This is a genomic window from Streptomyces sp. NPDC096046 (assembly GCF_040303285.1).
GTDB lineage: Bacteria > Actinomycetota > Actinomycetes > Streptomycetales > Streptomycetaceae > Streptomyces.
In genome coordinates, this window is the sequence record NZ_JBEOSZ010000054.1 from 18,589 (window position 1) to 44,600 (window position 26,012).

The following is a 26,012-nucleotide window of genomic DNA, read 5'->3' on the forward strand; positions in this document are numbered from 1 at the left end:
CCTCAACCAGGCGGCCGTAGCGGCCGGGAACGCGCAGATCGACGCCGTGTCCGGGGCGACGTACACCAGCGCCGGCTACAAGCAGTCCCTCCAGTCGGCCCTGGACAAGGCTCCGGCCGGGGGCGGTTCCTCGCAGGCCGCGGGGTCGGGCGGCGGTCGGACCGAGACCCGGACCCTCACCGGCAGCGTCGCGCAGACGCAGTACGGCCCGGTGCAGGTGCGGGTGACCGTCTCCGGCGGGAAGATCACCAAGGCGGAAGCGGTCCAGGCCCCCAAGGGCGGCCGCAGCGACCAGATCACCTCCTCCTCCGTCCCCCGCCTCAACCAGGCGGCCGTAGCGGCCGGGAACGCGCAGATCGACGCCGTGTCCGGGGCGACGTACACCAGCGCCGGCTACAAGCAGTCCCTCCAGTCCGCTCTGGACCAGGCCGGTGGCTGACCAGGTGACTGACTCCGCAGAGGCTCCCGCCGCGGTACGTCATGCCGAGGAGACGATGGGGACCGTCTTCTCCTTCGACGTCCGCGGCGGGGAACCGGCCGCCGTGCGCGCGGCCCTGGACGAGGCCGTCGCCGGGCTGCACCGGGTCGACGAGGTGTTCAGCACGTACCGTGAGGACAGCCAGATCTCCCGGCTGCGGCGCGGGGAGCTGACCGTCGCGCAGTGCGACCCCGAGGTCGCCGAGGTGCTGGAACTGGCCGCCGAGGCGGAGCGGAGGAGCGACGGCTGGTTCAGCGCCTCGTACCGGGGCTCTCTCGATCCGACCGGCATCGTCAAGGGCTGGGCCGTCGAACGGGCCGCGCGGCGGCTGGCGGACGTGCCCGGGGTGTGCGGGGTGAGCCTCAACGGCGGCGGGGACGTGCAGTTGCTCGGGACACCGGGCGGGCAGCGACCGTGGCGCGTGGGTGTGTCCGACCCGCTGCGGCCGGGAGGCCTGGCGGCGGTCATCTCGGCCGCCGGGGCCGACGAGCTGTCCGTGGCCACGTCCGGTACGGCGGAGCGGGGCGCGCACATCGTCGATCCGCGCACGGGACGCTCCGCCGTGACCGACCTCGTCGCCGTCACGGTGGTGGGGCCCCGGCTGACGTGGGTGGACTGCTGGGCGACGGCGGCGTTCGCGATGGGGTCGCGGGAAGGCCTCGCGTGGCTGGAGTCGCTGCCGGATGCGGAGGCCCTGCTGATCACGGCAGGGGATGAGGTGCGGTGCACGGGGGGCTTGGCCGCGAGGCTGGGGTGAGGTGAGGCTTGGGCGGACGGGGCGCAGCGGCTGCGGCCCAGGGGCGCGGGGAACCGCGCGATCAGCCACAGCGCAGCGCTCCCGCACCCGAACGACAACCCCTCTAGTGCCCGTTCTGCGCCAGTCTCAGCAGGTGATCGGCCAGCGCCTGCCCACCCGCCGGCTCTCTGCTGATCAGCAGCAGCGTGTCGTCACCGGCGATCGTTCCCAGGATGTCGTGCAGTTCGGCCTGGTCGATGGCCGAGGCCAGGAACTGCGCGGCCCCGGGAGGGGTGCGCAGGACCACGAGGTTCGCCGAGGCCTCCGCGGAGATCAGCAGTTCCTGCGACAGCCGCCGCATCCGCTCCTCCTTCGCCGACCCGCCCAGCGGCGCCCGGGGCGTACGGAATCCGCCCTCGCTGGGCACCGCGTAGATCAGGTCGCCGTCGGTGTTGCGGATCTTCACCGCGTTCAGCTCGTCCAGGTCCCGGCTGAGCGTCGCCTGCGTGACGCTCAGCCCGTCGTCGGCGAGCAGCTTCGCCAGCTGGCTCTGCGAGCGGACCGGCTGCCGGTTGAGGATGTCCACGATCCGGCGGTGGCGGGCGGTGCGGGTCTGCGGCACGGCGGGCCCGTTCGCCCCCGGCTGCTCGTGGTCCTGCGCCTGGCTCATCGTCGACTCATTCCCCGGATCGTCCGTCCCCGCTCACTGCCTGAAGGATGCCGGGCAGCGCCCCGAGGAACGCGTCCGCCTCGTCGTCGCCGAGGTTCAGCGGCGGCATCAGCCGGACGACGTCGGGGGCGGGCACGTTCACCAGGAATCCGGCCTCCTGAGCCGCCTGGCGCAGCTGGGGCGCGAGCGGCTCGGTGAGCACGATACCCAGGAGGAGTCCCGTCCCCCGGACGAAATCGATCAACGGGTGGCCGAGGCCCTCGATTCCCTCCCGCAACCTCTCGCTCTGCCGCTTGACGTTCTCCAGCAACCCCTCGTTCTCGATGGTGTCGAGGACGGCGAGCCCGGCGGCGCAGGCGACGGGGTTGCCGCCGAACGTCGTGCCGTGCTGGCCGGGCCGGAGCAGGTCCGCGGCCCGCCCGAAGGCGACGGTGGCGCCCAGCGGCAGTCCGCCGCCGAGCTGCTTGGCGAGGGTGACGACGTCGGGCAGCACGCCTTCGTGGGCCTGGTACTCGAACCAGTGCCCGGTCCGGCCGATGCCGGTCTGCACCTCGTCGAGGACGAGCAGCGCCCCGGTCGCGGCGGTGATGGCCCGGGCCGCCTTGAGGTAGCCGGCCGGTGGGACGACGACGCCGAGCTCGCCCTGGATCGGCTCCAGGATGACGAGGGCGGTCTCCTCGGTGACCGCGGCGGCCAGGGCCTGCGCGTCGCCGAAGGGCACGTGGGTGACGTCACCGGGCAGGGGCAGGAACGGCTCACGCTTGCCGGCCTGGCCGGTCATCGCCAGGGCGCCCATGGTCCGCCCGTGGAAGGCGCCCTCGGTGGCGACGACATGGGTCCGCCCGGTCAGCCGGCCGATCTTGAACGCGGCCTCGTTGGCCTCCGCGCCGGAGTTGCAGAAGAAGACCTTGCCGTCCCGGCCGAACAGGCGCAGCAGCCTCTCGGCGAGGGCGACGGTCGGCTCGGCCATGAAGAAGTTGGAGATGTGGCCGAGGGAGCCGATCTGCCGGGTGACGGCCTCGACGACCGCCGGGTGGGCGTGGCCGAGGGCGTTGGTGGCGATCCCGCCGACGAAGTCGAGGTAGGAATGGCCGTCGGCGTCCCAGACGCGGGTGCCCTCGCCGCGGGCCAGGGGCAGCAGCGGGGTGCCGTAGTTGTCCATGAGCGCGCCCTGCCACCGCTCGGCGTACTCCTGATGGGCGGTCATACGGCTTCCCCCTCGTGCTCGTCGGGCACGACCATCGTGCCGATGCCCTCGTCCGTGAAGATCTCCAGCAGGATCGAGTGCTGGACCCGGCCGTCGATGACGCGGGCGGTGGTCACGCCGTTGCGCACGGCGTGCAGGCAGCCCTCCATCTTCGGCACCATGCCGGACGACAGGTCCGGCAGCAGCCGCTCCAGCTCGGTGGCGGTGAGGCGGCTGATCACCTCGTCGCTGTGCGGCCAGTCCTCGTAGAGGCCCTCGACGTCCGTGAGGACCATGAGGGTTTCGGCGCCCAGTGCAGCAGCGAGTGCCGCAGCCGCCGTATCAGCATTGACGTTGTAGACATGTCCGTCGTCCTGGGAGCGGGCGATCGAGGAGACGACCGGGATGCGGCCGTCGGCGAGCAGGGCCTCGATGGCGCCGGTGTCGATCGCGGTGATCTCGCCCACGCGCCCGATGTCGACCAGCTCTCCGTCGATCTCGGGCTGGTGCTTGGTGGCGGTGATGGTGTGCGCGTCCTCGCCGGTCAGACCGACGGCCAGCGGCCCGTGCTGGTTGAGCAGCCCGACCAGCTCGCGCTGGACCTGCCCCGCCAGCACCATCCGTACGACGTCCATGGCGTCCTCGGTGGTCACCCGGAGGCCGGCCTTGAACTCGCTGACGATGCCGTGCCGGTCGAGGGCGGCGCTGATCTGCGGGCCGCCGCCGTGCACCACCACGGGCTTGAGGCCGGCGTGGTGCAGGAACACCACGTCCTGGGCGAAGGCGGCCTTGAGGTCCTCGTCGATCATGGCGTTGCCGCCGAACTTGATGACGACCGTCTTGCCGTTGTGCCGGACCAGCCAGGGCAGCGCCTCGATGAGGATCTGCGCCTTGGGCAGCGCGGTGTGCTTGCGCGTGGCTCCGCTGCTCATGACGAGTACGCGCTGTTCTCGTGGACGTAGTCGGCGGTGAGGTCGTTGGTCCAGATGGTGGCGGTCTCGGACCCGGCGGCGAGATCGGCGACGATGTGGACCTCGCGGTAGCGCATGTCGACCTTGTCGCGGTCCTCGCCGACACCGCCGTTCTTGCAGACCCACACGCCGTTGATGGCGACGTTCAGCCGGTCCGGCTCGAAGGCGGCCCGCGTGGTGCCGATCGCGGAGAGGACGCGACCCCAGTTGGGGTCCTCGCCGTGGAGGGCGCACTTGAGGAGGTTGTTGCGGGCGATGGAGCGGCCCACCTCGACGGCGTCGTCCTCGGTCGCGGCGTTGATCACCTCGACCTTGATGTCCTTGCTGGCGCCCTCGGCGTCCCGGATGAGCTGCCGGCCGAGGTCGTCGCAGACCTGCCGTACGGCTTCGGCGAACTCCTCGTACCCGGGGCTGACCTCGGCCGAGCCGGAGGCGAGCAGCAGCACGGTGTCATTGGTGGACATGCAGCCGTCGGAGTCGACCCGGTCGAAGGTCGTGCGGGTGGCCGCCCGCAGCGCCTTGTCCAGTACCTCGTCGTCCAGGTCGGCGTCGGTGGTGAGGACGACGAGCATGGTGGCGAGGCCGGGGGCCAGCATGCCCGCGCCCTTGGCCATGCCGCCGACGGTCCAGCCGTCCTTGGCGACGACGGACGTCTTGTGGACGGAGTCGGTGGTCTTGATGGCGATGGCGGCCTTCTCGCCGCCGTGCTCGCTGAGCGCCTCGGCGGCCGTCGCGATGCCCGGGAGCAGTTTGTCCATGGGGAGCAGCACGCCGATGAGGCCGGTGGAGCAGACTGCGACCTCGACGGCGCCCCGCCCGAGGACCTCGGCGGCCTTCTCGGCCGTCGCGTGGGTGTCCTGGAAGCCCTTGGGGCCCGTGCAGGCGTTGGCGCCACCGGAGTTGAGGACGACGGCGGAGACCTGGCCGCTCTTCAGCACCTGCTCGGACCACAGAACCGGCGCGGCCTTCACACGGTTGGAGGTGAAGACGCCGGCGGCGGCGCGGCGGGGCCCGTTGTTGACCACGAGGGCCAGGTCCGGGTTGCCGTTCTCCTTGATCCCAGCGGCGATGCCCGCCGCCGTGAATCCCTTGGCTGCCGTGACGCTCACGGTGCGACTCCGATCGTGGAAAGTCCGGTGGTCTCGTCGAGACCCAGGGCGATGTTCATGCTCTGGACGGCACCGCCCGCGGTGCCCTTGGTGAGGTTGTCGATGGCGCTGATCACGATGATCCGCCCGGCGGCCTCGTCGTACGCGACCTGCACCTGAACGGCGTTCGAACCGTAGACGGACGCCGTGGCGGGCCACTGCCCCTCGGGGAGCAGGTGCACGAACGGCTCGTCGGCGTACGCCTTCTCGTAGGCGGTGCGCAGCGACTCGGCCGTGACGCCGTCGGCGGCCTTGGCGCTGCACGTGGCGAGGATGCCGCGGGGCATGGGCGCGAGGGTCGGCGTGAAGGACACGGAGACCGGCTGCCCCGCGGCCGCGCTGAGGTTCTGGGTGATCTCGGGGGTGTGCCGGTGCGCGCCGCCGACGCCGTAGGGGGACATCGAGCCCATGACCTCGCTGCCCAGCAGGTGCGGCTTGGGCGCCTTGCCCGCGCCGGACGTGCCGGAGGCGGCGACGATCACGGCCTCGGGCTCGGCCAGGTCCGCCGCGTACGCCGGGACGAGGGCGAGGGAGACGGCGGTCGGGTAGCAGCCGGGCACCGCGATGCGCTTGGACCCCTCCAGCGCGGCGCGGCCACCCGGCAGTTCGGGAAGGCCGTAGGGCCAGGTTCCGGCGTGCGACGAGCCGTAGAACTTCTCCCAGGCGGCGGCGTCCGTCAGCCGGAAGTCGGCGCCCATGTCGACGACGAGTACGTCCGGGCCGAGCTGCTCGGCGACGGCGGCGGACTGCCCGTGCGGCAGCGCGAGGAAGACGACGTCATGGCCGGCGAGGACCTCCGGGGTGGTCTCCTGGAGCACCCTGCCGGCCAGGGGCAGCAGGTGCGGCTGGAGCGCACCGAGCTTCTGTCCCGCGTTCGAGGCGCCGGTCAGGGCGCCGATCTCGACCTCGGGGTGCGCCAGGAGCAGACGCAGCAGTTCCCCGCCCGCGTACCCACTCGCTCCGGCCACTGCCGCACGTACCGCCATGGATCCTCCTCCTTAGAGGGCATGACTATACGTTTCTCCGCACGTTTATGCAATCCCATGCAGGGCGGTGCGATGACCGCCGCGACGGCCCGGAAACCGGTCTTGTCCCGGCCATGACCACAGGTTAAGGGTCCCTCGGCGCGGGCTTCCGGGACTCGCGCGGACGTCTGGCGCGGAGCGTGAGCCGCAGCCGGCACCTGATCCGCCGGACGGGTTCTGGCCCCGAAGGGCGGGCACCTCTCCGGTGTGCAAGGGTGCGAGGCGCTTCGCGCGGCAGCCGCTGCCGCTGCCGCTGCCGACGGTCCCGGGGTGGACGGCCCGCCGCTGAGCCCGCCCCACCGCTGAGCCCGGCCTACCGTCGCGCCCGGACCCGTCGCGCCGGAAAGAACACGCACCGCCCCGCTCGGCGGGCGTCACGGTACGGCGGCGTGGGGCACACCGGCGACGGGCTCCGCTCGTGGTGACGCGCGTGGTGCGGGCCGTTGCCCCGGAGGCAGCGGCCCGCACCGCGGTCCTACCTCTGCTTGATCCTCAGAAACGTGACGGAGTTCGCCGGGAAGGTGTACGTGAACTTCTTGGCCACACCCCGGAAGGTCGACGTCACCGGCGTCACCGGGGTGTCCGTCTCGGTGTTCACGGCGTCCTCGTCGGCGGCCAGGGTGGTCACCCGGGCCCTGGAGGAGACTTCGGCGCCACCGAGGTCGACGGCCGTACGGGCCTCGGCCGGCTGGGCGTTGACGACCTTGACGATCAGGTCACCGGTCCGGGCGTCCTCGGTGACGACCTGGCGGAACGGCTCGGCGGGCTTGTCGTCCTTGAAGCCGCCCCACTCCTCACCGTCGAGGAACAGGGTGACCTGGCGGCCGCGCACCTTGATGTCGATGTCGTAGGTCCGGCCCGTCTCGATCGATCCGGCCTTCGTCATCAGGGTGCCCTTGCCGCCGTCCACGGCCTGCTCGATCGCGGACTGGGTGTTGTTCCAGCCGCCGAGGTTCCACCAGTAGTAGTTGCCGGTGTCCTTGACGCCGAAGGCGACGAGGAAGCCCTCCTTGCCGGACTTCTTGGTGGCCTTCACATGCAGGTCGTAGTCCTTCCACGCCGGGTCGCCCGCCGTGACCATGGTGTTCTCGGCGGCGGTGTCGGTCTGGACGTACGCCCCGTCCCGGATGCTCCAGCTGCCCGCGCCGGAGTGCCTCCACTTCGAGGCGTCACCGGAGAAGTCGTCGCTCAGCAGGGTCGATCCGTCCGCCGAGGTGACCTTCACGTCGTCGTACGCGGCGCTGGTCGCCCATGTCGACAGGCCGACGGCACCGGTGATGGGGCCGCTGACGTCAGGGGTCGTCGTGGCCTCGGAGGGGACCACGCGGTCACCGACGTTGTTCATGAAAAGCTTCTGGACCTCGTAGTTGGCCGAGTTCCAGGAGGCACGGTTGTTGAACCAGATCATGTCGGGCCGCCACTGCACGTAGTCCTCGTTGGCGAGCAGCGGGGCGTACGAGGCGAGCTTGACGATGTCCGCGTTGCGCTCCAGGCCGGTCATGTAGGCGGCTTCGGAGAGGCCGTTCTTCCAGGCGTTGCCCTGGGAGGCGTACTCGCCGAGGAAGACCTTGGGGCCGTTCCTGTCGTAGGAGTCGTAGCGGTCGTTGTTCTGGAGGAACCAGTTCGGGCTGTTGTAGTAGTGCTCGTCGACCATGTCGACCTTGCCCTCGCGGTTGAGCCGCCAGGCGGTGTCGAAGGTCGTGCCGGCGTCGTCCGGGCCCGAGTTGGAGATGACGGTGATGTCCGGGTGCTTCGCCTTGATCGCGGCCCGGAACTGCTGGAACCGGGCGAAGAACTCCTCGGGGAGGTTCTCCTCGTTGCCGACCCCGATGTGGGTGAGGTGGAAGGACTTGGGGTGGCCCATCCGCGCGCGCACCTTGCCCCACTTCGAGGTCGCCGGGCCGTTGGCGAACTCGATGAGGTCGAGGGCGTCCTGGATGTGCCGCTTGAGCAGGGCGTCGTCGTCGGTGGCCTTGTTCTGGCCGCAGCCGGTCACCAGGGCGGGGACGACGGGCAGCGGCATGGCGCCGATGTCCTCGGAGAAGCGGAAGTACTCGTAGTAGCCGAGGCCGTAGCTCTGGTTGTAGCCCCAGAAGTTGGCGTTGGTGGCGCGCTCCTCGACCGGGCCGATGGTGTCCTTCCACTGGTAGCTGCGCTTGCGCTGCCAGTTCGAGGCCTCGCTGTAGTCCTCCATGGAGCCGGTGTTGACCAGGCAGCCGCCGGGGAAGCGCACGAAGCCGGGCTTCAGGGCGGCGATCTTCTCGGCGAGGTCCTTGCGCAGGCCGTTCGGCTGTTTCTTGTAGGTGTCGCGCGGGAAGAGCGATATCTCGTCGAGCGCGGCGGCGTTCGCCGAGGCGACGGCGAGCCGGCCCCGGTTGCTGGTGCGGGTGGCGGTGAAGGTGGCCTTGTACTTGGTCCAGCCGCCCTTCACGGCCACCTGGCGGGCGGTGGCCAGGCTGCCGGCGGCGTCCTTCAGCGAGACGGTGAGCGTGGTGCCGCTCTCGGCGCGGGCCCACACCGAGAAGTCGTACCTCTTGCCCTGCTCGACCCTGACGCCGGTGTTGTAGCCGGCGTTCGCGACGGATGAACCGGCGCCCAGGGACAGGTAGTTGCGGTTGCGGGCGTTGAGCCGGCCCGCGTCGTTCACGACCCGGGCCGTGCCACCGGCCGTCCAGGCGGTCAGGGGCGTGTAGGAGCCGTTGTCGGCGGTGGAGTACTCGAAGGAGCGGTTCTGCACGAGTTCGGCGTACAGACCGCCGTCGGCGGCGCGGTTGATGTCCTCGAAGAAGACGCCGTACATCGTGTCGTCGATCTTCGCGCCCTGGGCGGACGGGTGGACGGTGATCGCGTAGTCGGTGACGTCCTCGGCGTGCGCGGGGGCCGGTACGAGGGCTGCTGCCGTCAGGAGGGCGGTGGTCGTGAGACCGAGTCGCCATCGGGTGCGGGCGGCGGTGCTTGGCATGGATACTCCGCGGCTCTCTGGTAGAGGAGTGTTCGAAATATCAGACATTGATCAGCACTTCGAACGGCAAGATAGGGAGGGGGAGAAGGCGCGTCAATGGGTCGCGCGACAACGGCTGGGACGGAGAGCGGGGCGGGATGGGCGAGTTCTGGCCGGTGCCGGACGCGCTGGCGTATCTGGCCGGGCGCTGGCGGGTGTCACGGTCGGTGCGGGATCTCGCGAGCGGCGCGGAGGGTGAGTTCACCGGTGTGACGGAGTTCGGCCCGTTGCCGGACGAAGGCGACGGGCGCGCCGCACCGGTGACCGGCGGGCTGCTGCACCACGAGTCCGGCACCTTCGTCTGGCGGGGCGTCGCCCGGCCCGCCGAGCGGACGCTGTGCTTCCTGCCGGGGCCGGGCGGCACGGCGAACGTGCGGTTCGCCGACGGACGGCCGTTCCACGACCTGGACCTGACGTCCGGCCGGCATGTCACCGGCCATCCCTGTGCGGCCGACCTCTACCGCGGGGAGTTCACGGTCCGCGACGCGGACCACTGGCGGACGGTGTGGCGGGTGCGCGGTCCCGCCAAGGACCTGGTGCTGACGACCCGCTACGCGCGTGAGGGCTGAGCCGTCGCCTTGTCGAAACGCAGGTTCCAGCGGCCCGCGCGGCCCGTCACGCAGGTCGTCGACAGCGGGCGGACGTCGAGGTTCCAGTAGGTCGAGGGCGGCGCCTTCAGCACATAGACCAGGGCGGCCCGGATCACGGACGGTTCGGCCACCGCCACGACCCGGCAGCCGTCCTCGACGGGCCGGGTGTCGAGCCAGCCGCCGACACGGGTGATGAAGTCGACCAGGGACTCGCCGCCGTGCGGGGTGGCGTGTGGGTCGGCGAGCCAGGCGTCCACCGCCTCCGGCTCCCGGGCCATGGCCTCGCCGAGCGTCAGCCCGCGCCACCGGCCCATGTCGCAGTCGCGCAGGCCGAGCTGCACCAGCGGCGCGTATCCCAGCCCCTCCCCCGTCGACCGGCTGCGGGGGGCCGGCGAACAGCAGCGCAGCTCCGCCGCGGCGAGCGGCAGCAGCTCCTGGGCGACGCGCTCCACCTCACCCCAGCCGGCCTGGTCCAGCGGCCGGTCGTCCTCGAAACGCTCGGCGAGCAGAGCGGAGCTGCGCGCGGCGGCGACGAACGTGACCCTCAGTGGCATGCGGCGATCGTGAGGTCCTCAAGTGCGCAGGTCAAGGGGTGTTACCTACGAGTTACCCAGGGTGTGCCGACCTTCACCGGCCGAAGACCAGCGCCATCCAGTGCTCGGGGCGCTCCAGGGCCGCGAACCCGTGCTTCTCGTACACTCCGTGCGCGTCGTGCGTGGCGAGCAGCACCCGCCGCACCCCGTACGACCGCGTCTCGTCCCGTACGGCGCCCACGAGCGCGCTGCCGATCCCCTTGCCGCGCACCGACGGATCGACGTAGACGTCACACAGCCACGCGAAGGTCGCCCGGTCGGTGATCACCCGGGCGTAGGCGACCTGCTCCCCCGACACCCCGTCGTACACGCCGAAGTTGAGCGACCCCTCGATCGCCCGGTCCTGCTTCTCCCGGGACCGGCCCAGCGCCCAGTAGGCGTCGGTGGACAGCCAGTGGTGCACCCGTCCGGCGTCGATACGGGCCGGGTCGGTGGAGATCTCGCAGCCCTCGGGCAGGCTCGGCGTGTCGGTCATGTCCGCGATGCTGACAGGCCGCCCGGACGTGCGTCGAGTGGTTATGCCGGCACCTCGTCGCAGGCGGTGCGCAGCCGCCGTACGCCCTCGGTGATCTCCCCGGTTCCGGCGACCGCGGCGAAACTCAGGCGGAGGTGGGCGGCCGGTGGTTCGGCGCTGAAGTACGGGCGGCCGGGCGTGAGGGCGACTCCGGCGCGCAGGGCCGCGGAGGTCAGGGCCGACTCGTCCGTGCCGTCGGGCAGGCGGGGCCACAGGTGGTAGCCGCCGGACGGGACGTGGGGCAGGGAGAACTCCGGCAGGTGCAGGGCGAGTGCGCCGGTCATCGCGTCCCGGCGGGCTTTCAGCTCGGCGGAGAGGGTCCTCAGGTGGCGCGGCCAGGCGGGCGAGCCGACGAGTTCGAGCGCGGCCTCCTGGAGGGGGCGCGGCACGAAGAACGTGTCGACGACCTGGATGGCGCGCAGCCGTTCCAGGACCGGTCCGCGGGCGGCCAGGGCGCTCACCCGGAAACTGGGCGAGGTCGCCTTGGTCAGGGAGGAGACGTGGACGACGACGCCGTCGGGATCGTCGGCGGCCAGCGGGCGCGGCAGCGGCCCCGCGTCCTCGTGCACGAGCCGCCGCACGAAGTCGTCCTCGACCACGAAGGCGCCCGCCTCCCGGGCGATGCGCAGCACCTCGGCGCGCCGTCCGGGCGCGAGCACGGCGCCGGTCGGGTTCTGGAAGAGCGGCTGGCAGACGAAGGCCGGGGCGCCGGTGGCACGGAACGCGTCCTCGAGCAACTCCGGCCGCACACCGTCGGCGTCCACCGGGACGGGTACCGGACGCAGGCCGGCCGCCCGGGCGATGGCGAGCATGCCGGGGTACGTCGGCGACTCGACCAGGACGGGGGCGCCGGGCGGGACGAGGGCGCGCAGAGCGGTGGTGAGCGCGGACTGGCCGCCCGCGGTGATCAGCACCCCGGCGGCCGTGACCGAGCCTCCGATGCTCCGCGCGAACCATTCGCGCAGCTCGGGCAGCCCTTCCATGGGAGGTCGTCCCCAGGCCCCGGGACGGCGCCCGGCCCGCGAGAGGGCGGCGGCCATGGCCCGCTCGGGCTGCAACGACGGGTGCAGATAGCCGCCGTTGAACTCGATCACGCCGGGCGGCGGCGCGGCCAGCGACACCAGCACCCCGGAGGCGTCCACCGAGCGTGGCACGAGGTCGGCGGCACCGTCGGCGCTGAGGGCGACCTCCTGCCAGGAGGTGTCCCCGGCGGGGGCCGGTGCCGTCCGGGGCTGTGCGCGGAACGCGCCGGCGCCGGGCCGGGTGACCACCAGACCCTCGGCGGCGAGCTGCGCCAGCGCCCGCGACACCGTCACGGGGCTCATCCGGAACCGTTCCACGAGCGACCGACTCGACGGCAGCTTTCCACCCGGCGGGTAGCGGTCGAGCTCCCGCCTCAGCTGTTCCACGAGTTCCCCTACGCTGCTACGCTCTTGCATGAGAGTAGAGAGTAGCGCTACTGCCGCACCTTCGATAGCAGTCGTCGCCTCGGCACCGGAGCGCCCCGGCTTCGGCGCCCTCCAGGCCGCGCTCGGCGTCGTGGCCTTCTCCCTCACCTTCCCGGCCACCGCGTGGGGACTGGAGGGCTTCGGGCCCTGGTCGCTGGTCGCCGTCCGGAGCGTCCTGGCCGCACTCATCGCGGGCGGCTGTCTGCTGGCCCTGCGCGTACCGCCGCCCGCCCGCCGGCACCGGCCGGGACTCGCGGTCGTCGGGGCCGGTGTCGTCCTCGGCTTCCCGCTGCTGACCACGCTGGCGCTGCGGACGTCCACCACCGCGCACGCCGCCGTCGTGGTCGGCCTGCTCCCGCTGACGACGGCGCTCTTCTCCGCGCTGCGCGTCGGCACCCGCCCCTCGCGCACGTTCTGGATCGCCGCCCTCGCGGGAGCGGCGGCGGTGCTGGCCTTCACGGCGCAGCAGAGCGGCGGCGCGCTGACCACCGCCGACCTGTACCTCTTCGCCGCGCTGCTGGTCTGCGCGGCCGGCTACACCGAGGGCGGCAGGCTGGCCCGGGTCATGCCGGGCTGGCAGGTGATCGGCTGGGCGCTGGTGCTGTGCCTGCCGCTGACCGTGCCCGTCGCCGCGCTCGCCCTGGCGCACGAACCCGTGCGGCTCACCGCGCACAGCGTCACCGGACTGCTGTGGGTCGCGGCGGGCTCACAGTTCGCCGGGCTGGTCGTCTGGTACCGCGGCATGGCGGCCATCGGCATCCCCAAGGCCAGCCAGTTGCAGCTCGCCCAGCCGCTGCTCACACTGGTGTGGTCGGTGCTGCTGCTGGGCGAGCACCTCACGGTCGCCGCCCCGTTGACGGCCGCGGCGGTGCTGGTCTGCATCGCCGTCACACAGCGATCACGCGGCTGAGCGGAACGGCGCACGGCCCTCGCCGGCAGACGCCTTTCGGCCTGGGCCTCAGGCCACGGACCGCTGCTCCGCACCTCGTGAGGAGGACCCAGATGCGCGCAACCGTGGGTGACCAGCTTGTCCAGCACGGCAGGGTGGTCGGTCAGCACGACAAGGTCGGCGAGATCGTCGAAGTGCTCGGCCAGGAGGGCAACCCGCCGTACCGGGTCCGGTTCGAGGACGGGCACGAGGGCGTGTGCTCCCCGGGACCCGACACGGAGATCCGGCACCGGGAGACCACCACCGGGCCGTGAGTCAGCGCGGGGGTGTCGCCGGCTCCGGGTAGTGGTCGGCGACCACCCGCGCCATCGCCCCGATCCGGTCGGCCGCCATGTCCTTGGCGGCGAAGTAGACGTGTCCGCGCACCTCCGGATGCCGCCCGGCCAGCGTCAGGTGCCGGGACAGCTCGTCCGTCCGCTGCCACGCGGCGGGCTGCGCGGGGTCACCGGCCTTGTACAGCGCCTCCCCCACGTAGAGCTGCGTCGCGCTGCCCCGCGCGACCTCCGCCCACCAGGGCACCAGCTTCGCGTAGTCGGCGGCGGTGAAGCCGATGTTCCAGTACAGCTGCGGGACGATGTAGTCGATCCAGCCTTCGCGCACCCACGTCCGCGTGTCCGCGTGCAGGTCGTCGTAGGTCTCCACGCCCGCCCGCGTGTCCGAGCCGAGCGGATCGGTCGCGGCGTTGCGCCACACTCCGAAGGGGCTGACGCCGAAACGGGCGCCCGGCCGGATCTCCCCGACACGGTCCGCCGTCTCCCGCACCAGCCGGTCGATGTTGTCCCGCCGCCAGGCGGCCCGGTCGGGGAAGTCGCCGCCGTGCTCGTCGTAGGCGTCGTCGTCGTCGAAGCTCTGCCCCGCCACGGGGTACGGGTAGAAGTAGTCGTCGAAGTGGACGCCGTCCACGGGATACCTCGCCACCGCGTCGAGCATCGCGTCCTCGACGAAGGCACGGACCTCGGGCAGCCCCGGGTTGTAGAAGAGCTTCCCGCCGTACGTCACCACCCAGCCCGGGTTCCGCCGGGCGGGGTGGGAGGCGGCGAGCCGGGCCGGGTCGGCGTGGGCGGCGACCCGGTACGGGTTGAACCAGGCGTGCAGGTGCAGGCCCCGGGCGTGGGCCTCCGCGACGGCCGTGCCCAGCGGGTCCCAGCCGGGGTCCTCGCCCTGGGTTCCGGTGAGGTACTGCGACCATGGCTCGTACGGTGAGGGCCACATCGCGTCCGCCATGGGCCGGACCTGGAAGAACACGGTGTTGAGCCGGTTGCGGACCGCGGTGTCGAGATGGGTGAGCAGCTCGGCGCGCTGCTGCGACGCGGTCAGCCCGGGCTTCGACGGCCAGTCGCGGTTGGCCACGGACGCGAGCCAGACGCCCCGCATCTCGGAGTCCGGCGCTCCGCCGCGGCGTCCGGTCGCGGCCGACGCCGCAGGCATCATCGTGAAAGCCGACAGCGCCGCCACCGCGAACGCCCTGCGTGACACTCGTCCCATCCGTATGCCCCAAAAGCCGCGGATCCGCCCGGTCGCGGATCGCTCCGGGGTCAGCATGCCCGAATCACACCCGCCCCCCGCGATCGATCATCGATACTTGGCGGTAACGTGCACGAACGGAGCAGGCGCCGGGACCCGGCCCGCCTGCCCGGTCGTGGATCAGCAGCGAAAGGGTCGATGTGACGGACACCCCAGCGGGAGACATTGCACGCGTCGGAGTCGTGGGCTGCGGTCAGATGGGCGCGGGGATCGCCGAGGTGTGCGCCCGGGCCGGCCTGGACGTCATGGTCGCCGAGACCACCGGCGAAGCCCTGGAGATCGGCCGCACCCGGCTGTTCACCTCCCTGGCCAAGGCCGCCGAACGCGGCAAGATCACCGAGGAGGAGCAGGAGGCCACGCTGGCCCGCCTGAGCTTCACCACGGACCTCGGCGAGTTCGCCGACCGCGACCTCGTGATCGAGGCCGTCGTGGAGAACGAGCAGGTCAAAACGGAGATCTTCCAGGTGCTCGACCAGGTCGTGACCCGGCCCGACGCCATCCTGGCCTCCAACACCTCCTCCATCCCCCTGGTGAAGCTGGCCGTGGCGACCTCGCGGCCCGACCAGGTCATCGGCATCCACTTCTTCAACCCGGCCCCGGTGCAGAAGCTCGTCGAGCTGATCCCGGCGCTCACCACGTCCGAAGGCACGATCAGCCGCGCCCAGCTCTTCACCGAGAAGCTGCTCGGCAAGCACGCGATCCGCGCCCAGGACCGCTCCGGCTTCGTGGTGAACGCACTGCTGATCCCGTACCTGCTCTCCGCGATCCGGATGTTCGAGACGGGCATCGCCAGCCGCGAGGACATCGACAACGGCATGGAGATGGGCTGCGCCCACCCGATGGGCCCTTTGAAGCTGTCCGACCTGATCGGCCTGGACACGGTCGCCTCGGTCGCGCAGTCGATGTACGAGGAGTACAAGGAGCCCCTGTACGCCGCTCCCCCGCTCCTGCAGCGCATGGTCGACGCGGGCCGGCTGGGCCGCAAGACGGGCTCCGGCTTCTACACCTACGCCTGACCGTCCGGCTGCCGCAGCCATCTCAACGCCGCCGCTCCTCCGGCCACGGCCGGAACCGGCGGCGTCCCCATTCCGCCGCCCGCTCGTTGAGGCGGCTGCGCAGCCAGCCCATCCAGAGGGCGAGCGGAGTGGCCGCCAGGGCGAGCAGCAGCGCCGTGCCCCATCCCGTTCCGCCGGAGGAGTACCGGAACACCACGACCGACAGCGCGTAGAGCGCCAGCGCGTACACCGCGCACTTCCGCCACTTCGTCATGGTGTCCCGGGTACCCCCGAGTCCGATTACGGTCGGTCAGATTTCGGCCAGTCGGCGGGCCCGTCACCTGAGTGGGCGCCGGGCCCGTGTCATTCACACACCGTGTGCGCGCCGGGCTCGCATATGCCCCTCGCACACTCTCCCCAGGCGCCCACCAGGCGAGTTGACTCCACATGAGCATGCAAGGGATGTGAAACGACTACGGAAAGGAGCGGACTCGTGACCATCGATCCCGAGCATCCCGTCGTCCATGGAGAACTCGCAGAGTTACGGCGCCGCCTCGATGTGGCCTACGCCCGCGTGGAGGGCGGGTTGGCGCTGCTCAGTCACCGCACCGAGGAAACCGCCAAGGAACTCGACGAGCTCAACACCCGGATCCACACACTCGAACACGCGCGCTGGCCGCTGCCCGCGGTCGCCGCCCTCACCGCCGTGGGTGCCCTCGTCGTGGCGATCTGGCAGGCGCTGGGGCACTAGTGCCGCAGCAGGCACTAGCTCAGGGCAACGTGTCCTGACCCAGCCTCAGATGGTGCAGCAGAAGTAACGCGGCCGCCATGTTGGCGGCCGGGACCTCACCGCGGGCGACCATGTCCGGGACGAGTTTGAGAGGCACCCATTCCCGGCGGTCCGACTCGAAGTCGTCCACGGGGTGCCCGACGTACTCGCCGTCGGCGGCCCAGAACACGTGGTGCCGGGCGTCGGTGAGCCCGTTGGACGGCTCCACGCTCATGAGGTGGTGCAGGGGCCCCGGCCGCCAGCCGGTCTCCTCCTCCAGTTCCCTGGCGGCCGCGCGGGCGATGTCCTCGCCGTCCTCGACCACTCCGGCCGCGAGTTCCCACCCCCAGCTGTCGGTGATGAAACGGTGCCGCCAGAGCAGGAGCACCTCGTTGGCCTCGTTCACGACCGTGGCCACCGCGACGGGCCTCAGCCGTATGAGGAAGTGGTCCAGATGCCGACCGTCCGGCAGTTCGACATCCGCGAGATTGACGCTGAACCAGCGGTTTGAGTACACAGTTTGCTCGTTGTGTTTCGTCCACTGCACGGTTCTGCCACCTTCCGTCGAGTAAGTGGCAATATCGCAGCAGGGACGCACGGACAGCAGGCGCACGGGAGGCGTCTGGGGGCGACACGGGCACCGCGTCCGGATCTACAACGGTACGCGCAGGGCTCCGTCGATGAGTTCGGCGGCCTCGGCCGTGCCGGCGCAACCACTGCGCACCAGGTGCTCCCGCACCGCGCGCAGCCGGTCGCGCAGCCGCTGGGACTCCATACCCCGGGCCTGCTCGGCCATCTGCACGGCGATGGCCACCGCCTTGTCGGCGTTGCCCTGCCGCAGTTCGATGGTGCTGAGCATGGCCAGCCGGTGCACCCGGCCGCGGTCGTGCGCCGGGTTGTCCACGGCGGCCGCGGCATGCTCCCCGGCGGCCGCGAGCTCCCCGAGGCTGAGCAGCGCCTCCGCCACCTGCACATTGACCAGCCCCGGCTGGACATAGCCGGTCTCGTCGGGCTCGTGACCGCGCCGGATCCGCTCGGCCGACTGCTCGGCCCGCCGGATGCAGGACAGGGCGCTGCCGCCGTCGCCGAGATGCGCGTAGGCCTTGGCCTGCATGGCGTACAGGTCGGAGGCGAGCGCCGGGGTGAGGTGCTTGCCGGCGGCCCGCAGCGCGGCCTCCGCGAAGGCGACGGACTGCCGGTACTCCCGCATGAACAGCGACTGGTTGACCAGCAGGGCGATCACATACGCCCCGAGTCCCCGGTCCCCGCTGGCCTTCGCGAGCCGCAGCGCCTGGTGGAAGTAGCGCTGGGCGAGTCCGTGCGCGTCGGAATCGTAGGCGCAGATGCCGGCGACGGCCACCAACCCGCCGGTGGCGCGGTGCAGTTGCCGGCCGGTCTGGTCGGTGTAACCGCCGCGCAGCAGCGGGGCGGCCTCGGCGTTCAGGAAGCCGACGATACGGGCCCGTGTCGCGATGCCCCCGGCCTTGCGGTACATCTGCTCGTAGTGCGTGCGGGCGGCACGCAGCATCTCCAGGTCGCCCGAGGTGACCCGGTGCCGGCCACCGCGGGAGACGTCGACGTCCTCGGGCGGGTTCTCCCACTCCCACACCGGCATCACGGCGGGCGTGCCGGTGAGGGCGGGTGCGCCGAGGATGTGCGGGCGCTGCTGCTGGTCGGATCGCCACAGGGCGGTGGCCCGTTCGACGAACCCGGACAGGGAGCCGGTGTGCGGGGCGGACGGCTCGCCGGGCACGCCGAGGCCGATGTCGTCGAGGGTGACATGCCGTTGCAGCCGGCCCGCGAGCACCTCGCAGATCAGGTCGGGCACCTGGCCCCGGGGCCGCTGCCCCTTCAACCACCGGGCGACGGCGGTGTGTTCGTACCTCAGGGACAGGCCACGGGCTCGTCCCGCCTGATTGACGTGTGCGGCCAGCCCCGCGTGCGAGATCCCCGCCTCGTCCAGGATCGCGTCGAGCAGAGTGTTGGGCTGCATGTGGGCCCCCCGGATGGCTCGGTGCGGCCAGATTAGTGGTTCCGCCTTCACACGGGGTGTGAACGGAGTGCTCGAATCCGCACGGTGTGCGCACTGTCGCTCAGAGTCGCCGACCGGTTGACTGAACTGCCTCGAAAGAGGCCGGCCGGGCCGCCGGCTCCCCCTCGTACACGCGGCGGCCCGCTACCGCCGTCCGCCCGGCCGCCTGCCCGACACTCCGTGGCGGGGCGGACGGCATCGCCGGCGGCGCGATCTCCCGCCGTGGTGTCAGAGGTGTGTGCTCTGCTGCGGGTGCGTCGTGGATGTTCGCGCCCTCGACGGCGCCCTCCGGCTGTTGGTGAGCACCAGCAGGGCGATGTCGTCCGGAGGAGTGCCCCGGGTGTGGTGGAGGAGGGCCGTGGAGATCCTGCCGACGACACCCCGCGAGGAGAGCGGACCGTCCCGCGCGACGCTCGTCAACGCGGTGGCCAGCGGGAAGAACCGGCCACGGGCGTCCCGCGCGTCCTGGGCGCCGTCCGTGAAGAGGAACAGCGCCTCATCGTCCTGGAGATACCCCAGGTCCACGGTCGGCAGAACGGCCGGCAGGGGGAACAGCCCCAGGGGCGGATGCGGATCGCCGGGAGCCAGCTGTTCCACCTCGACGCCGCTCACCCGGTACGGCCACGGGTGGCCGCAGTTCAGCGCGAGCATCTCACCGTCGGGCCGGATCTCCACGAGCAGCAGGGTCACGAACTCCTCGGCCGCGCCCGCGGGATGCTCCTGACGCAGATGCCGCTCCAGGGCCCGCTCCAGCCGCCGCAGCACCCCGCCGAGGTCCTGCTCGTCGTGCGCGGCCTCGCGGAAACAGCCGAGCACGGCGGCGACGGTCCCGAACGCGCCGATCCCGTGCCCGCGTACGTCACCCATCACGGCCCGTACGCCGTGTTCGGTGGCGACGGCCTCGTACAGGTCACCCCCGACCGCGGCACCACGCTCCGCCGCCACCTGGACGGATGCCACGTCCAGCCCGTCGATCCGGGCGGGCAACGGCCGCAGCAGGGCGCTCTGCGCGGCGCCCGCGACCCGGCGCAGCTGGCGCAGTTCGCGCATCAGCGACCGCCGCACTTGCAGAATCAGCCCGGTCCCCACCGCGAAGCACACCGTGCTGGTGACGATCCGGGCCTGGAGACCGGTCTCCTGGGCGAGCGGGCAGGCCAGTTTGTACGTGACAGCCGCCGCGCCCCCTACCGCAGGCAGCCCGAGGCTGCGCACCCGACCCCTGATGCGGATCATGCCGATGGCCCCCCCAATAGGCCCTGACACAGAATCGGACCGGCCCGAGAAGGCCGGTCCGATTCTGTCGACAGCACACCGAAAAGGGGGAGATCATCCACCTTTACCACTCAAACGAGTGACGTGCCCCTTTCTCGAGGGCGCGGGGAACTGCGCGAACGACCACGACGAACCCGCAACCGCCAAGACAGCGCAGTCCCCTTCCCCTGGGCACTCAGCTCCGCAGTTCCGCACCCACACGCTCGCCCGCGAGGGCCACCGCCGCGTCCCGGGCCGCGGACGCCTCGTCCACGGTCAGCGTCCGGTCGGAGGCCCGGAACCGCAGCGCGTACGCGAGCGACTTCCGCCCTTCCCCCAACTGCTCGGCGTTCTCGTACACGTCGAACAAACGGATGGACTCCAGCAGTTCCCCGGCCCCGTCCCGCAGCGCCGCCTCGACCTCGGCGGCCGGCACGAACGCGTCGACGACCAGGGCGACATCCTGCGTGGCGACGGGGAACGTGGAGATCCGCGGTGCCGCCGTCGTGGCATCACCGGCACTTTCCACCGCGTTCAGGTCGATCTCCATCGCACAGGTGCGCGCGGGCAGCCCGAGGGCCTTCACGACCCGCGGGTGCAACTCGCCCGCGTGCCCCACGACCCGCTCGGCACCGTCGACGGTGAGCACCAGCTCGGCGCACCGCCCCGGATGCCACGGCCCGTACTGCCCCTTGCGGATGACGAGTGCGGCACCGGCCTCCCGCGCGACGGCCCGGGCGGCCTCGACCGCGTCGGCCCAGTCGGCCGGACGGCCCTTGCCCCACCAGCCGGCCTGCTCGCGCGCACCGGCGAGGACCACGGCGACGTGCCGCGGCTGCTCGGGCAGCGCCGCGTTCAGCCCGGCGAGTTCCTCATCGGCCGGGCGCCGGTCGACGGGCAGCACGGCGGCGATCCGCTGCTCCCCGCGCGGCCGGAAGACCAGACCCGTCTCGAACAGCGCGAGGTCGTGCGAGCCCCGGCCGTCGTTGCGCCGCAGGGCGGCGAGCAGACCCGGCAGCAGCGTCGTGCGCAGCGCGGGCTCCTCGTCGCTGAGCGGGTTGCTGAGCTTCACGACGCGGCGGACCGGGTCGTCCGCGTCGAGGCCGAGCTGGTCGAAGACCTGCTCGCCGATGAACGGGTAGTTCAGCGCCTCGACGTACCCGGCACCGGCCAGTGCCCGGCCCACGCGGCGGTGCAGCCGCTGCCGGTCGGTCAGACCGCGGCCGGCCGGCGGCTTGGGCAGCGTGGCGGGCAGGTTCTCGTAGCCCTCCAGCCGGATGACCTCTTCGGCCAGGTCGTTCGGGTCGGTGAGGTCGGGACGCCAGGACGGCACGGTGACGATCAGCTCGTCCTGCCCGTACACGTCGCAGCCGACCTCCTGGAGGCGGCGCACGACGGTCTCGCGGCCGTAGGCGACGCCCGCGACCTGGTCCGGGTGGTCGGCCGGGATGGTGATGGTGCGCGGCGCGGACGGGGCGAGGATCTCGGTCACGCCGGCCTCGGCGGTGCCTCCCGCGAGCAGGACCAGCAGATCGACGGTGCGCTGCGCGGCGGCCGCCGCGGCCTGCGGGTCGACGCCGCGCTCGAAGCGCCGGGACGCCTCGGAGGACAGCTTGTGCCGGCGGGCCGTGCGCGCGATCGACACCGCGTCGAAGTGCGCCGCCTCGATGACCACGTCGGACGTGGCGTTCTGCACGTCGTCGTGGTCGGCGATCTCCGTGTTGGCGCCGCCCATGACGCCGGCGAGCCCGATCGGGCCGCGGTCGTCGGTGATCACCAGGTCCTCGGCGTCCAGCGTGCGCTCGACACCGTCGAGGGTGGTGAGCTTCTCGCCCGCCTCGGCCCGGCGCACCCCGATCGTGCCCTGGACCAGACCGCGGTCGTAGGCGTGCAGGGGCTGGCCGAGCTCCGTCATCACGTAGTTGGTGACGTCGACGGCGAGCGAGATCGGGCGCATGCCGACCTTCTGGAGCCGGCGCTGGAGCCAGATCGGGGAGCGGGCCTCGGCGCTGAGACCGGTCACCGTGCGGGCGGTGAAGCGGTCGCAGCCGGTGGGGTCGGAGATCCGCACCGGGTAGCCGTACGCGTTCGGTCCGGGCACGTCGAGCAGCGCCGGGTCGCGCAGCGGCAGGCCGTAGGCGGTGGCGGTCTCGCGGGCGACACCGCGGATGGACAGGCAGTAGCCGCGGTCGGGCGTGACCGCGATGTCGAGGACCTCGTCGACCAGTTCCAGCAGTTCGACGGCGTCCTTGCCGATCTCGGTCTCCGGCGGCAGGACGATGATGCCCTTGGTGCCGTCGTCGCCCATGTTCAGCTCGTCGCTGGAGCAGATCATGCCGCGCGACATCCGGCCGTAGGTCTTGCGCTCGGCGATCTGGAAGTCCCCGGGCAGAACGGCGCCGGGCAGCGCCACGACGACCTTGTCGCCGACGGCGAAGTTGCGGGCGCCGCAGACGATCTCCTGGGGCTCGCCCGTGCCGTTGGCCTGGCCGACGTCGACGGTGCAGAAGCGGATCGGCTTCTTGAACTCCGTCAGCTCCTCGATCGTCGCCACCTGGCCGACGACCAGCGGGCCCTTGAGGTCGGCGCCGAGCTGCTCGACGGTCTCGACCTCCAGACCGGCCGAAATGAGCTTGGCCTGCACGTCCCGGCCGGTCTCCGTCTCCGGCAGGTCGACGTACTCCCGCAGCCAAGAAAGCGGGACCCGCATCAGATCTCCATCCCGAACGGCCGGGTGAACCGGACGTCACCCTCGACCATGTCTCGCATGTCATCGACGTTGTGGCGGAACATCAGCATCCGCTCGATGCCGAACCCGAAGGCGAACCCGCTGTACTTCTCGGGGTCGACGCCGCAGGCGGTGAGCACCCGCGGGTTGACCATGCCGCAGCCGCCCAGCTCGATCCAGCCCTCGGAGGAGCAGGTGCGGCAGGGGCGGTCGGGGTTGCCGATGGACTCGCCCTTGCAGACGTAGCAGAGCATGTCCATCTCGGCGCTGGGCTCGGTGAAGGGGAAGTAGTTCGGCCGCAGCCGGGTCTTCATGTCCGCGCCGAACAGGGCCTGGACCATGTGGTCCAGGGTGCCCTTGAGGTCCGCCATCGTCAGGCCCTCGTCCACCGCGAGCAGCTCGATCTGGTGGAAGACGGGCGTGTGCGTGGCGTCCAGCTCGTCGGTGCGGAACACCCGGCCGGGGCAGACGATGTAGACCGGCAGCTCACGGTCGAGCAGCGCGCGGGCCTGCACCGGCGAGGTGTGCGTGCGCAGGACGACGCCGGACCCGGACTCCTCGGTGCCCTCGGGGCCCCGCACGAAGAAGGTGTCCTGCATCTGCCGGGCCGGGTGGTCGGGCAGGAAGTTGAGCGCGTCGAAGTTGAACCACTCCGCCTCGGCCTCGGGCCCCTCGGCGACCTCGTAGCCCATGGCCACGAAGACGTCCGCGACCCGTTCCATCATCGTGGTGAGCGGGTGCCGGGCGCCGGACGGCACACGGTCGTACGGCAGTGTGACGTCCACCGCCTCCTCGACGAGCACGCGCGCGTCCCGTTCGGCCTCGAGTTCCACCTGGCGGGCGGCGAGGGCCTTGTTCACGGCACCGCGGGCCTGGCCGACGCGCTTGCCCGCCTCGGCCTTGGCGTGCGGGGGCAGGGCGCCGATCTCGCGGTTGGCGAGGGCCAGCGGCGAGGCGGGGCCGGTCTGGGCGACCTTGGCCTCGTGGAGCGCGTCGAGGGAGTCCGCGGCGGCGAAGGCGGCGAGCGCCTCGTCCCGCATGCGCTCGATCTCTTCCGGTTTCAACGTCTCGACCTCGACAGGGTCGTACGACTTATTCGGTGCCGACATCTCTTCCCGTGCTTCCGATTGGCTGGCTGGAGGTCCCCGTCTCCGACTCGGACGGCCGCCTGAAGGGACACAAAGGTGCCAAGGGCCGAGTCTAACGGGGTGGAGGTATACGCATGCGCCCGCGGGGCTCAGGCGAGATAGGCCGGAGCGCTCACGGGCAAGGTAAATCGGAACTCGGCGCCGGCACCGGGGGCGCGGCCGACCGTGATGGTGCCGCCGTGGGCCTCGACGATGCCCTTGACGATGTAGAGCCCGAGGCCCGTCCCGCCGCGCTTGCTGCCCCGCCAGAAGCGGGTGAAGACGCGGTTCATGGACTCCTCCGGGATGCCGGACCCTTCGTCGCTCACCGTGACCGACGTGCCGGTGTCCTCGCCCTCGCGGGGGGACGCCGTGGCCGTGACGTCGATCGTGACAGTTCCCTCGCCGTGCCGCACGGCGTTTTCCAGCAGGTTGCTGAGCACCTGGTCGATCTTGTCGGGGTCGGCCCACAGGTCGGGCAGCGGCTGCTGGACGCGCAGCAGGAACCGGTCGGCCGGCTGTCCGGCGGCGACGTAGGCCTGGATGTGCCGTGAGACGGCGGCGCCGATGTCGACGGGCTGGCGCCGCACCTCCAGCCGGCCGGAGTCGATGCGGGAGATGTCGAGCAGCTCGGCGATGAGCCGGGTGACCCGGTCGGCGTCGGCGTCGACGGTCTCCAGCATCAGCCGCTTCTGGTCGTCGGTGAACCGTTCCCACTTGGCCAGCAGCGTGGCGGTGAAGCCCTTGACGGAGGTGAGCGGCGAGCGCAGTTCGTGGGCGACGGTGGCGATCAGTTCGGCGTGGCTGCGCTCGGTGCGGCGGCGGGCCTCGGTGTCGCGCAGGGTGACGACCAGCCGCCGTACGGGTCCGGTGGGCCGGGTGCGGACGTAGCGCGCGCAGACCAGCACCTCTCGACCGCCGGGCAGGAGCAGATTGCGCTCGGGCTGTCCGGCGCGGATGGCGAGTCCCCCGTACGGGTCGGTCAGCTGCCACCAGCGCCGGCCCTCCAGGTCCTCTAACGGCAGGACCTTCTCCAGCGGCTGTCCGAGGGCGTCGTCGGCACGGACCGCGCTGATGCGCTCGGCGGCCGCGTTGAAGCAGATGACCCGGCCCTGCTCGTCGGCGACGACGAGCCCGTCGGGCAGCTGGTCGGGGTCGATGCCCAGGCCGGCCGGATCACCGGGTGGCCGGGACGCGGCGGGCGGGCTCCCGGCGTCCTGGGCTCCCGGTGCGCTGCTCGTGCCGCCACTCATCCCCGTACCCCACCTCCAAGGCTCCGCAGAGGGGTCCCTGAGCTGGTCACCCTACTAGTTCCCGGTGACGGAGCGGCACCCTCCGGAGGCGCGCTGTGCGCGCGCCGACGCATAGAGACATACGGCGGCGGCGGTGGCGAGGTTCAGGCTCTCGGCCTTCCCGTGGATCGGAACGCGCACGACGGCGTCCGTGAGGGCGCGGGTCTCCTCCGGCAGACCCCACGCCTCGTTGCCGAAGACCCAGGCGGTGGGCCCGCCCATGGTGCCCTTGTCGAGCTCGTCGTCGAGGTCGCGGTCGCCCGCCCCGTCGGCGGCGAGGACCCGGGCCCCGGCGTCCCGCAGCGCGTCGACGGCCCGCTCCACGGGGACACCGACGGCGACCGGCAGGTGGAACAGGGAGCCGACGGAGGCCCGGACGGCCTTGGGGTTGTACACGTCGACCGAGGCGTCGGTCAGGACGACGGCCTCGGCACCGGCGGCGTCGGCGCAGCGCAGCACGGTCCCGGCGTTGCCGGGGTCACGGACGTTGGCGAGGAGGGCGACGAGCCGGGGACGGGCCGCGAGGACCTCCTCGAACGGCGTGTCCAGGAACCGGCAGACACCGACGAGCCCCTGCGGGGTGACCGTGGTGGAGATGTCGGCGACGACCTGCTCGGCGGCGAGGTGCACCCGTGCTCCGGCGTCCCGGGCCGCTCCCACGATGTCGGCGTGGCGTTCGGCGGCCTCCAGCGTCGTGAACAGCTCCACGAGCGTGGCCGCGCCCCCGGTCCGGTGCCCGGCCGCCTCCCGGACGGCCTGCGGCCCCTCCGCGAGGAACAGCCGCTCCTTCCCCCGGAAGTTCCGCTTGGCCAGCCGCCGCGCGGCCAGGACACGGGGGGAGCGGGGGGAGATGAGCTCGGGGGTGGCGGGAGACATCCGGTTCGCTTTCTCGCTAGTGCCGCGGCAGGCAACGTTTGCCCGTCAAGGAGCGGCGTCCGGTGCGTGCTCTCGGCGTGCCGGGTGCAAGCCCTCGTACTGGGTGTAC

25 protein-coding genes are annotated in these 26,012 nt (G+C 71.9%); 7 read left to right on the top strand and 18 right to left on the bottom strand.

Annotated features, from left to right (window positions below; all coding sequences use genetic code 11):
- Both ABTX62_RS32475 and ABTX62_RS32480 read left to right on the top strand, forming a co-directional pair.
- The coding region (locus tag ABTX62_RS32475; protein WP_352119523.1) for an FMN-binding protein at positions 1 to 439 on the top strand (439 nt) is incomplete at its 5' end.
- A 55-nt stretch (positions 440 to 494) separates the two neighbouring features.
- On the top strand, positions 495 to 1,235 hold the full coding sequence (locus tag ABTX62_RS32480; RefSeq protein WP_502998055.1) for an FAD:protein FMN transferase: 741 nt from the start codon (positions 495 to 497) through the stop codon (positions 1,233 to 1,235).
- 103 nt (positions 1,236 to 1,338) lie between these two features.
- Here the strand turns inward: ABTX62_RS32480 and ABTX62_RS32485 are convergent, their stop codons facing one another.
- The 6 genes from ABTX62_RS32485 to ABTX62_RS32510 form a co-directional block, all read right to left on the bottom strand.
- Entirely contained in the window at positions 1,339 to 1,884 is a 546-nt protein-coding gene (locus ABTX62_RS32485) for an arginine repressor (RefSeq protein ID WP_352119525.1), read from the bottom strand.
- Positions 1,885 to 1,891: 7 nt separating this feature from the next.
- Positions 1,892 to 3,091: an acetylornithine transaminase gene (locus ABTX62_RS32490; RefSeq protein WP_352119526.1), complete on the bottom strand. Its 1,200-nt coding sequence runs from the start codon at positions 3,089 to 3,091 to the stop codon at positions 1,892 to 1,894.
- Complete coding sequence (gene argB, locus ABTX62_RS32495) at positions 3,088 to 4,002, bottom strand: acetylglutamate kinase (RefSeq protein ID WP_352119527.1); 915 nt, start codon at positions 4,000 to 4,002, stop codon at positions 3,088 to 3,090. The genes ABTX62_RS32490 and argB overlap by 4 nt, the downstream gene beginning before the upstream one ends.
- Entirely contained in the window at positions 3,999 to 5,150 is a 1,152-nt protein-coding gene (gene argJ, locus ABTX62_RS32500; RefSeq protein WP_352119528.1) for a bifunctional glutamate N-acetyltransferase/amino-acid acetyltransferase ArgJ, read from the bottom strand. Before argJ ends, argB begins: the two co-directional genes overlap by 4 nt.
- A complete protein-coding gene (gene argC / locus ABTX62_RS32505) occupies positions 5,147 to 6,175 on the bottom strand; it encodes an N-acetyl-gamma-glutamyl-phosphate reductase (RefSeq protein ID WP_352119529.1) in 1,029 nt (342 codons plus the stop codon). The genes argJ and argC overlap by 4 nt, the downstream gene beginning before the upstream one ends.
- A gap of 514 nt (positions 6,176 to 6,689) precedes the next feature.
- Entirely contained in the window at positions 6,690 to 9,176 is a 2,487-nt protein-coding gene (locus ABTX62_RS32510) for an alpha-L-arabinofuranosidase family protein (protein WP_352119530.1), read from the bottom strand.
- 137 nt (positions 9,177 to 9,313) lie between these two features.
- Here ABTX62_RS32510 and ABTX62_RS32515 point away from each other — a divergent pair, with 137 nt between their 5' ends.
- Positions 9,314 to 9,784 carry a DUF6314 family protein gene (locus ABTX62_RS32515; protein ID WP_352119531.1) on the top strand — a complete coding sequence of 157 codons (471 nt, stop codon included), beginning with the start codon at positions 9,314 to 9,316 and terminating at the stop codon, positions 9,782 to 9,784.
- Here the strand turns inward: ABTX62_RS32515 and ABTX62_RS32520 are convergent.
- From ABTX62_RS32520 to ABTX62_RS32530, 3 genes are all read right to left on the bottom strand, one after another.
- A complete protein-coding gene (locus ABTX62_RS32520) occupies positions 9,766 to 10,359 on the bottom strand; it encodes a histidine phosphatase family protein (protein ID WP_352119532.1) in 594 nt (197 codons plus the stop codon). The genes ABTX62_RS32515 and ABTX62_RS32520 overlap by 19 nt on opposite strands.
- Before the next feature lie 73 nt (positions 10,360 to 10,432).
- Positions 10,433 to 10,873 carry a GNAT family N-acetyltransferase gene (locus ABTX62_RS32525; RefSeq protein WP_352119533.1) on the bottom strand — a complete coding sequence of 147 codons (441 nt, stop codon included), beginning with the start codon at positions 10,871 to 10,873 and terminating at the stop codon, positions 10,433 to 10,435.
- Positions 10,874 to 10,914: 41 nt separating this feature from the next.
- On the bottom strand, positions 10,915 to 12,351 hold the full coding sequence (locus ABTX62_RS32530) for an aminotransferase-like domain-containing protein (RefSeq protein WP_352119534.1): 1,437 nt from the start codon (positions 12,349 to 12,351) through the stop codon (positions 10,915 to 10,917).
- Here ABTX62_RS32530 and ABTX62_RS32535 point away from each other — a divergent pair.
- Entirely contained in the window at positions 12,350 to 13,270 is a 921-nt protein-coding gene (locus tag ABTX62_RS32535) for a DMT family transporter (RefSeq protein WP_352119535.1), read from the top strand. The genes ABTX62_RS32530 and ABTX62_RS32535 overlap by 2 nt on opposite strands.
- A gap of 92 nt (positions 13,271 to 13,362) precedes the next feature.
- The gene (locus ABTX62_RS32540; RefSeq protein WP_010045242.1) at positions 13,363 to 13,563 is read left to right on the top strand and encodes a DUF1918 domain-containing protein; all 201 of its coding nucleotides are present in this window, start codon (positions 13,363 to 13,365) and stop codon (positions 13,561 to 13,563) included.
- Position 13,564: 1 nt separating this feature from the next.
- Here ABTX62_RS32540 and ABTX62_RS32545 read toward each other — a convergent pair whose 3' ends face one another.
- Positions 13,565 to 14,794 carry a glycoside hydrolase family 10-like protein gene (locus tag ABTX62_RS32545; RefSeq protein ID WP_352119536.1) on the bottom strand — a complete coding sequence of 410 codons (1,230 nt, stop codon included), beginning with the start codon at positions 14,792 to 14,794 and terminating at the stop codon, positions 13,565 to 13,567.
- Between the two features lie 179 nt (positions 14,795 to 14,973).
- Here ABTX62_RS32545 and ABTX62_RS32550 point away from each other — a divergent pair, with 179 nt between their 5' ends.
- Positions 14,974 to 15,849, top strand: a complete 876-nt coding sequence (locus tag ABTX62_RS32550) for a 3-hydroxybutyryl-CoA dehydrogenase (protein ID WP_283971784.1) — start codon at positions 14,974 to 14,976, stop codon at positions 15,847 to 15,849.
- 22 nt (positions 15,850 to 15,871) lie between these two features.
- Here ABTX62_RS32550 and ABTX62_RS32555 read toward each other — a convergent pair whose 3' ends face one another.
- On the bottom strand, positions 15,872 to 16,102 hold the full coding sequence (locus ABTX62_RS32555) for a hypothetical protein (RefSeq protein WP_352119537.1): 231 nt from the start codon (positions 16,100 to 16,102) through the stop codon (positions 15,872 to 15,874).
- Positions 16,103 to 16,321: 219 nt separating this feature from the next.
- Here ABTX62_RS32555 and ABTX62_RS32560 point away from each other — a divergent pair, with 219 nt between their 5' ends.
- Positions 16,322 to 16,579 carry a hypothetical protein gene (locus tag ABTX62_RS32560; RefSeq protein ID WP_283971782.1) on the top strand — a complete coding sequence of 86 codons (258 nt, stop codon included), beginning with the start codon at positions 16,322 to 16,324 and terminating at the stop codon, positions 16,577 to 16,579.
- A gap of 19 nt (positions 16,580 to 16,598) precedes the next feature.
- Here ABTX62_RS32560 and ABTX62_RS32565 read toward each other — a convergent pair whose 3' ends face one another.
- The 7 genes from ABTX62_RS32565 to ABTX62_RS32595 all read right to left on the bottom strand — a co-directional run bounded on the left by ABTX62_RS32565 (position 16,599) and on the right by ABTX62_RS32595 (position 25,903).
- Positions 16,599 to 17,144 (bottom strand): NUDIX hydrolase, encoded by a 546-nt coding sequence (locus tag ABTX62_RS32565; protein ID WP_352119538.1) that lies wholly within the window; start codon positions 17,142 to 17,144, stop codon positions 16,599 to 16,601.
- A 105-nt stretch (positions 17,145 to 17,249) separates the two neighbouring features.
- A complete protein-coding gene (locus ABTX62_RS32570; protein ID WP_352119539.1) occupies positions 17,250 to 18,590 on the bottom strand; it encodes an NsdA family TPR-like regulatory protein in 1,341 nt (446 codons plus the stop codon).
- Between the two features lie 267 nt (positions 18,591 to 18,857).
- The gene (locus tag ABTX62_RS32575) at positions 18,858 to 19,862 is read right to left on the bottom strand and encodes a PP2C family protein-serine/threonine phosphatase (protein WP_352119540.1); all 1,005 of its coding nucleotides are present in this window, start codon (positions 19,860 to 19,862) and stop codon (positions 18,858 to 18,860) included.
- Between the two features lie 214 nt (positions 19,863 to 20,076).
- Positions 20,077 to 22,590: a phenylalanine--tRNA ligase subunit beta gene (pheT, locus tag ABTX62_RS32580; protein ID WP_352119541.1), complete on the bottom strand. Its 2,514-nt coding sequence runs from the start codon at positions 22,588 to 22,590 to the stop codon at positions 20,077 to 20,079.
- Positions 22,590 to 23,717 carry a phenylalanine--tRNA ligase subunit alpha gene (pheS, locus tag ABTX62_RS32585; RefSeq protein ID WP_352119542.1) on the bottom strand — a complete coding sequence of 376 codons (1,128 nt, stop codon included), beginning with the start codon at positions 23,715 to 23,717 and terminating at the stop codon, positions 22,590 to 22,592. The genes pheT and pheS overlap by 1 nt, the downstream gene beginning before the upstream one ends.
- A 128-nt stretch (positions 23,718 to 23,845) precedes the next feature.
- Complete coding sequence (locus ABTX62_RS32590; protein WP_352119543.1) at positions 23,846 to 24,988, bottom strand: sensor histidine kinase; 1,143 nt, start codon at positions 24,986 to 24,988, stop codon at positions 23,846 to 23,848.
- A 54-nt stretch (positions 24,989 to 25,042) separates the two neighbouring features.
- Entirely contained in the window at positions 25,043 to 25,903 is an 861-nt protein-coding gene (locus ABTX62_RS32595; protein WP_352119544.1) for a TrmH family RNA methyltransferase, read from the bottom strand.
- Positions 25,904 to 26,012: the final 109 nt, after the last annotated feature.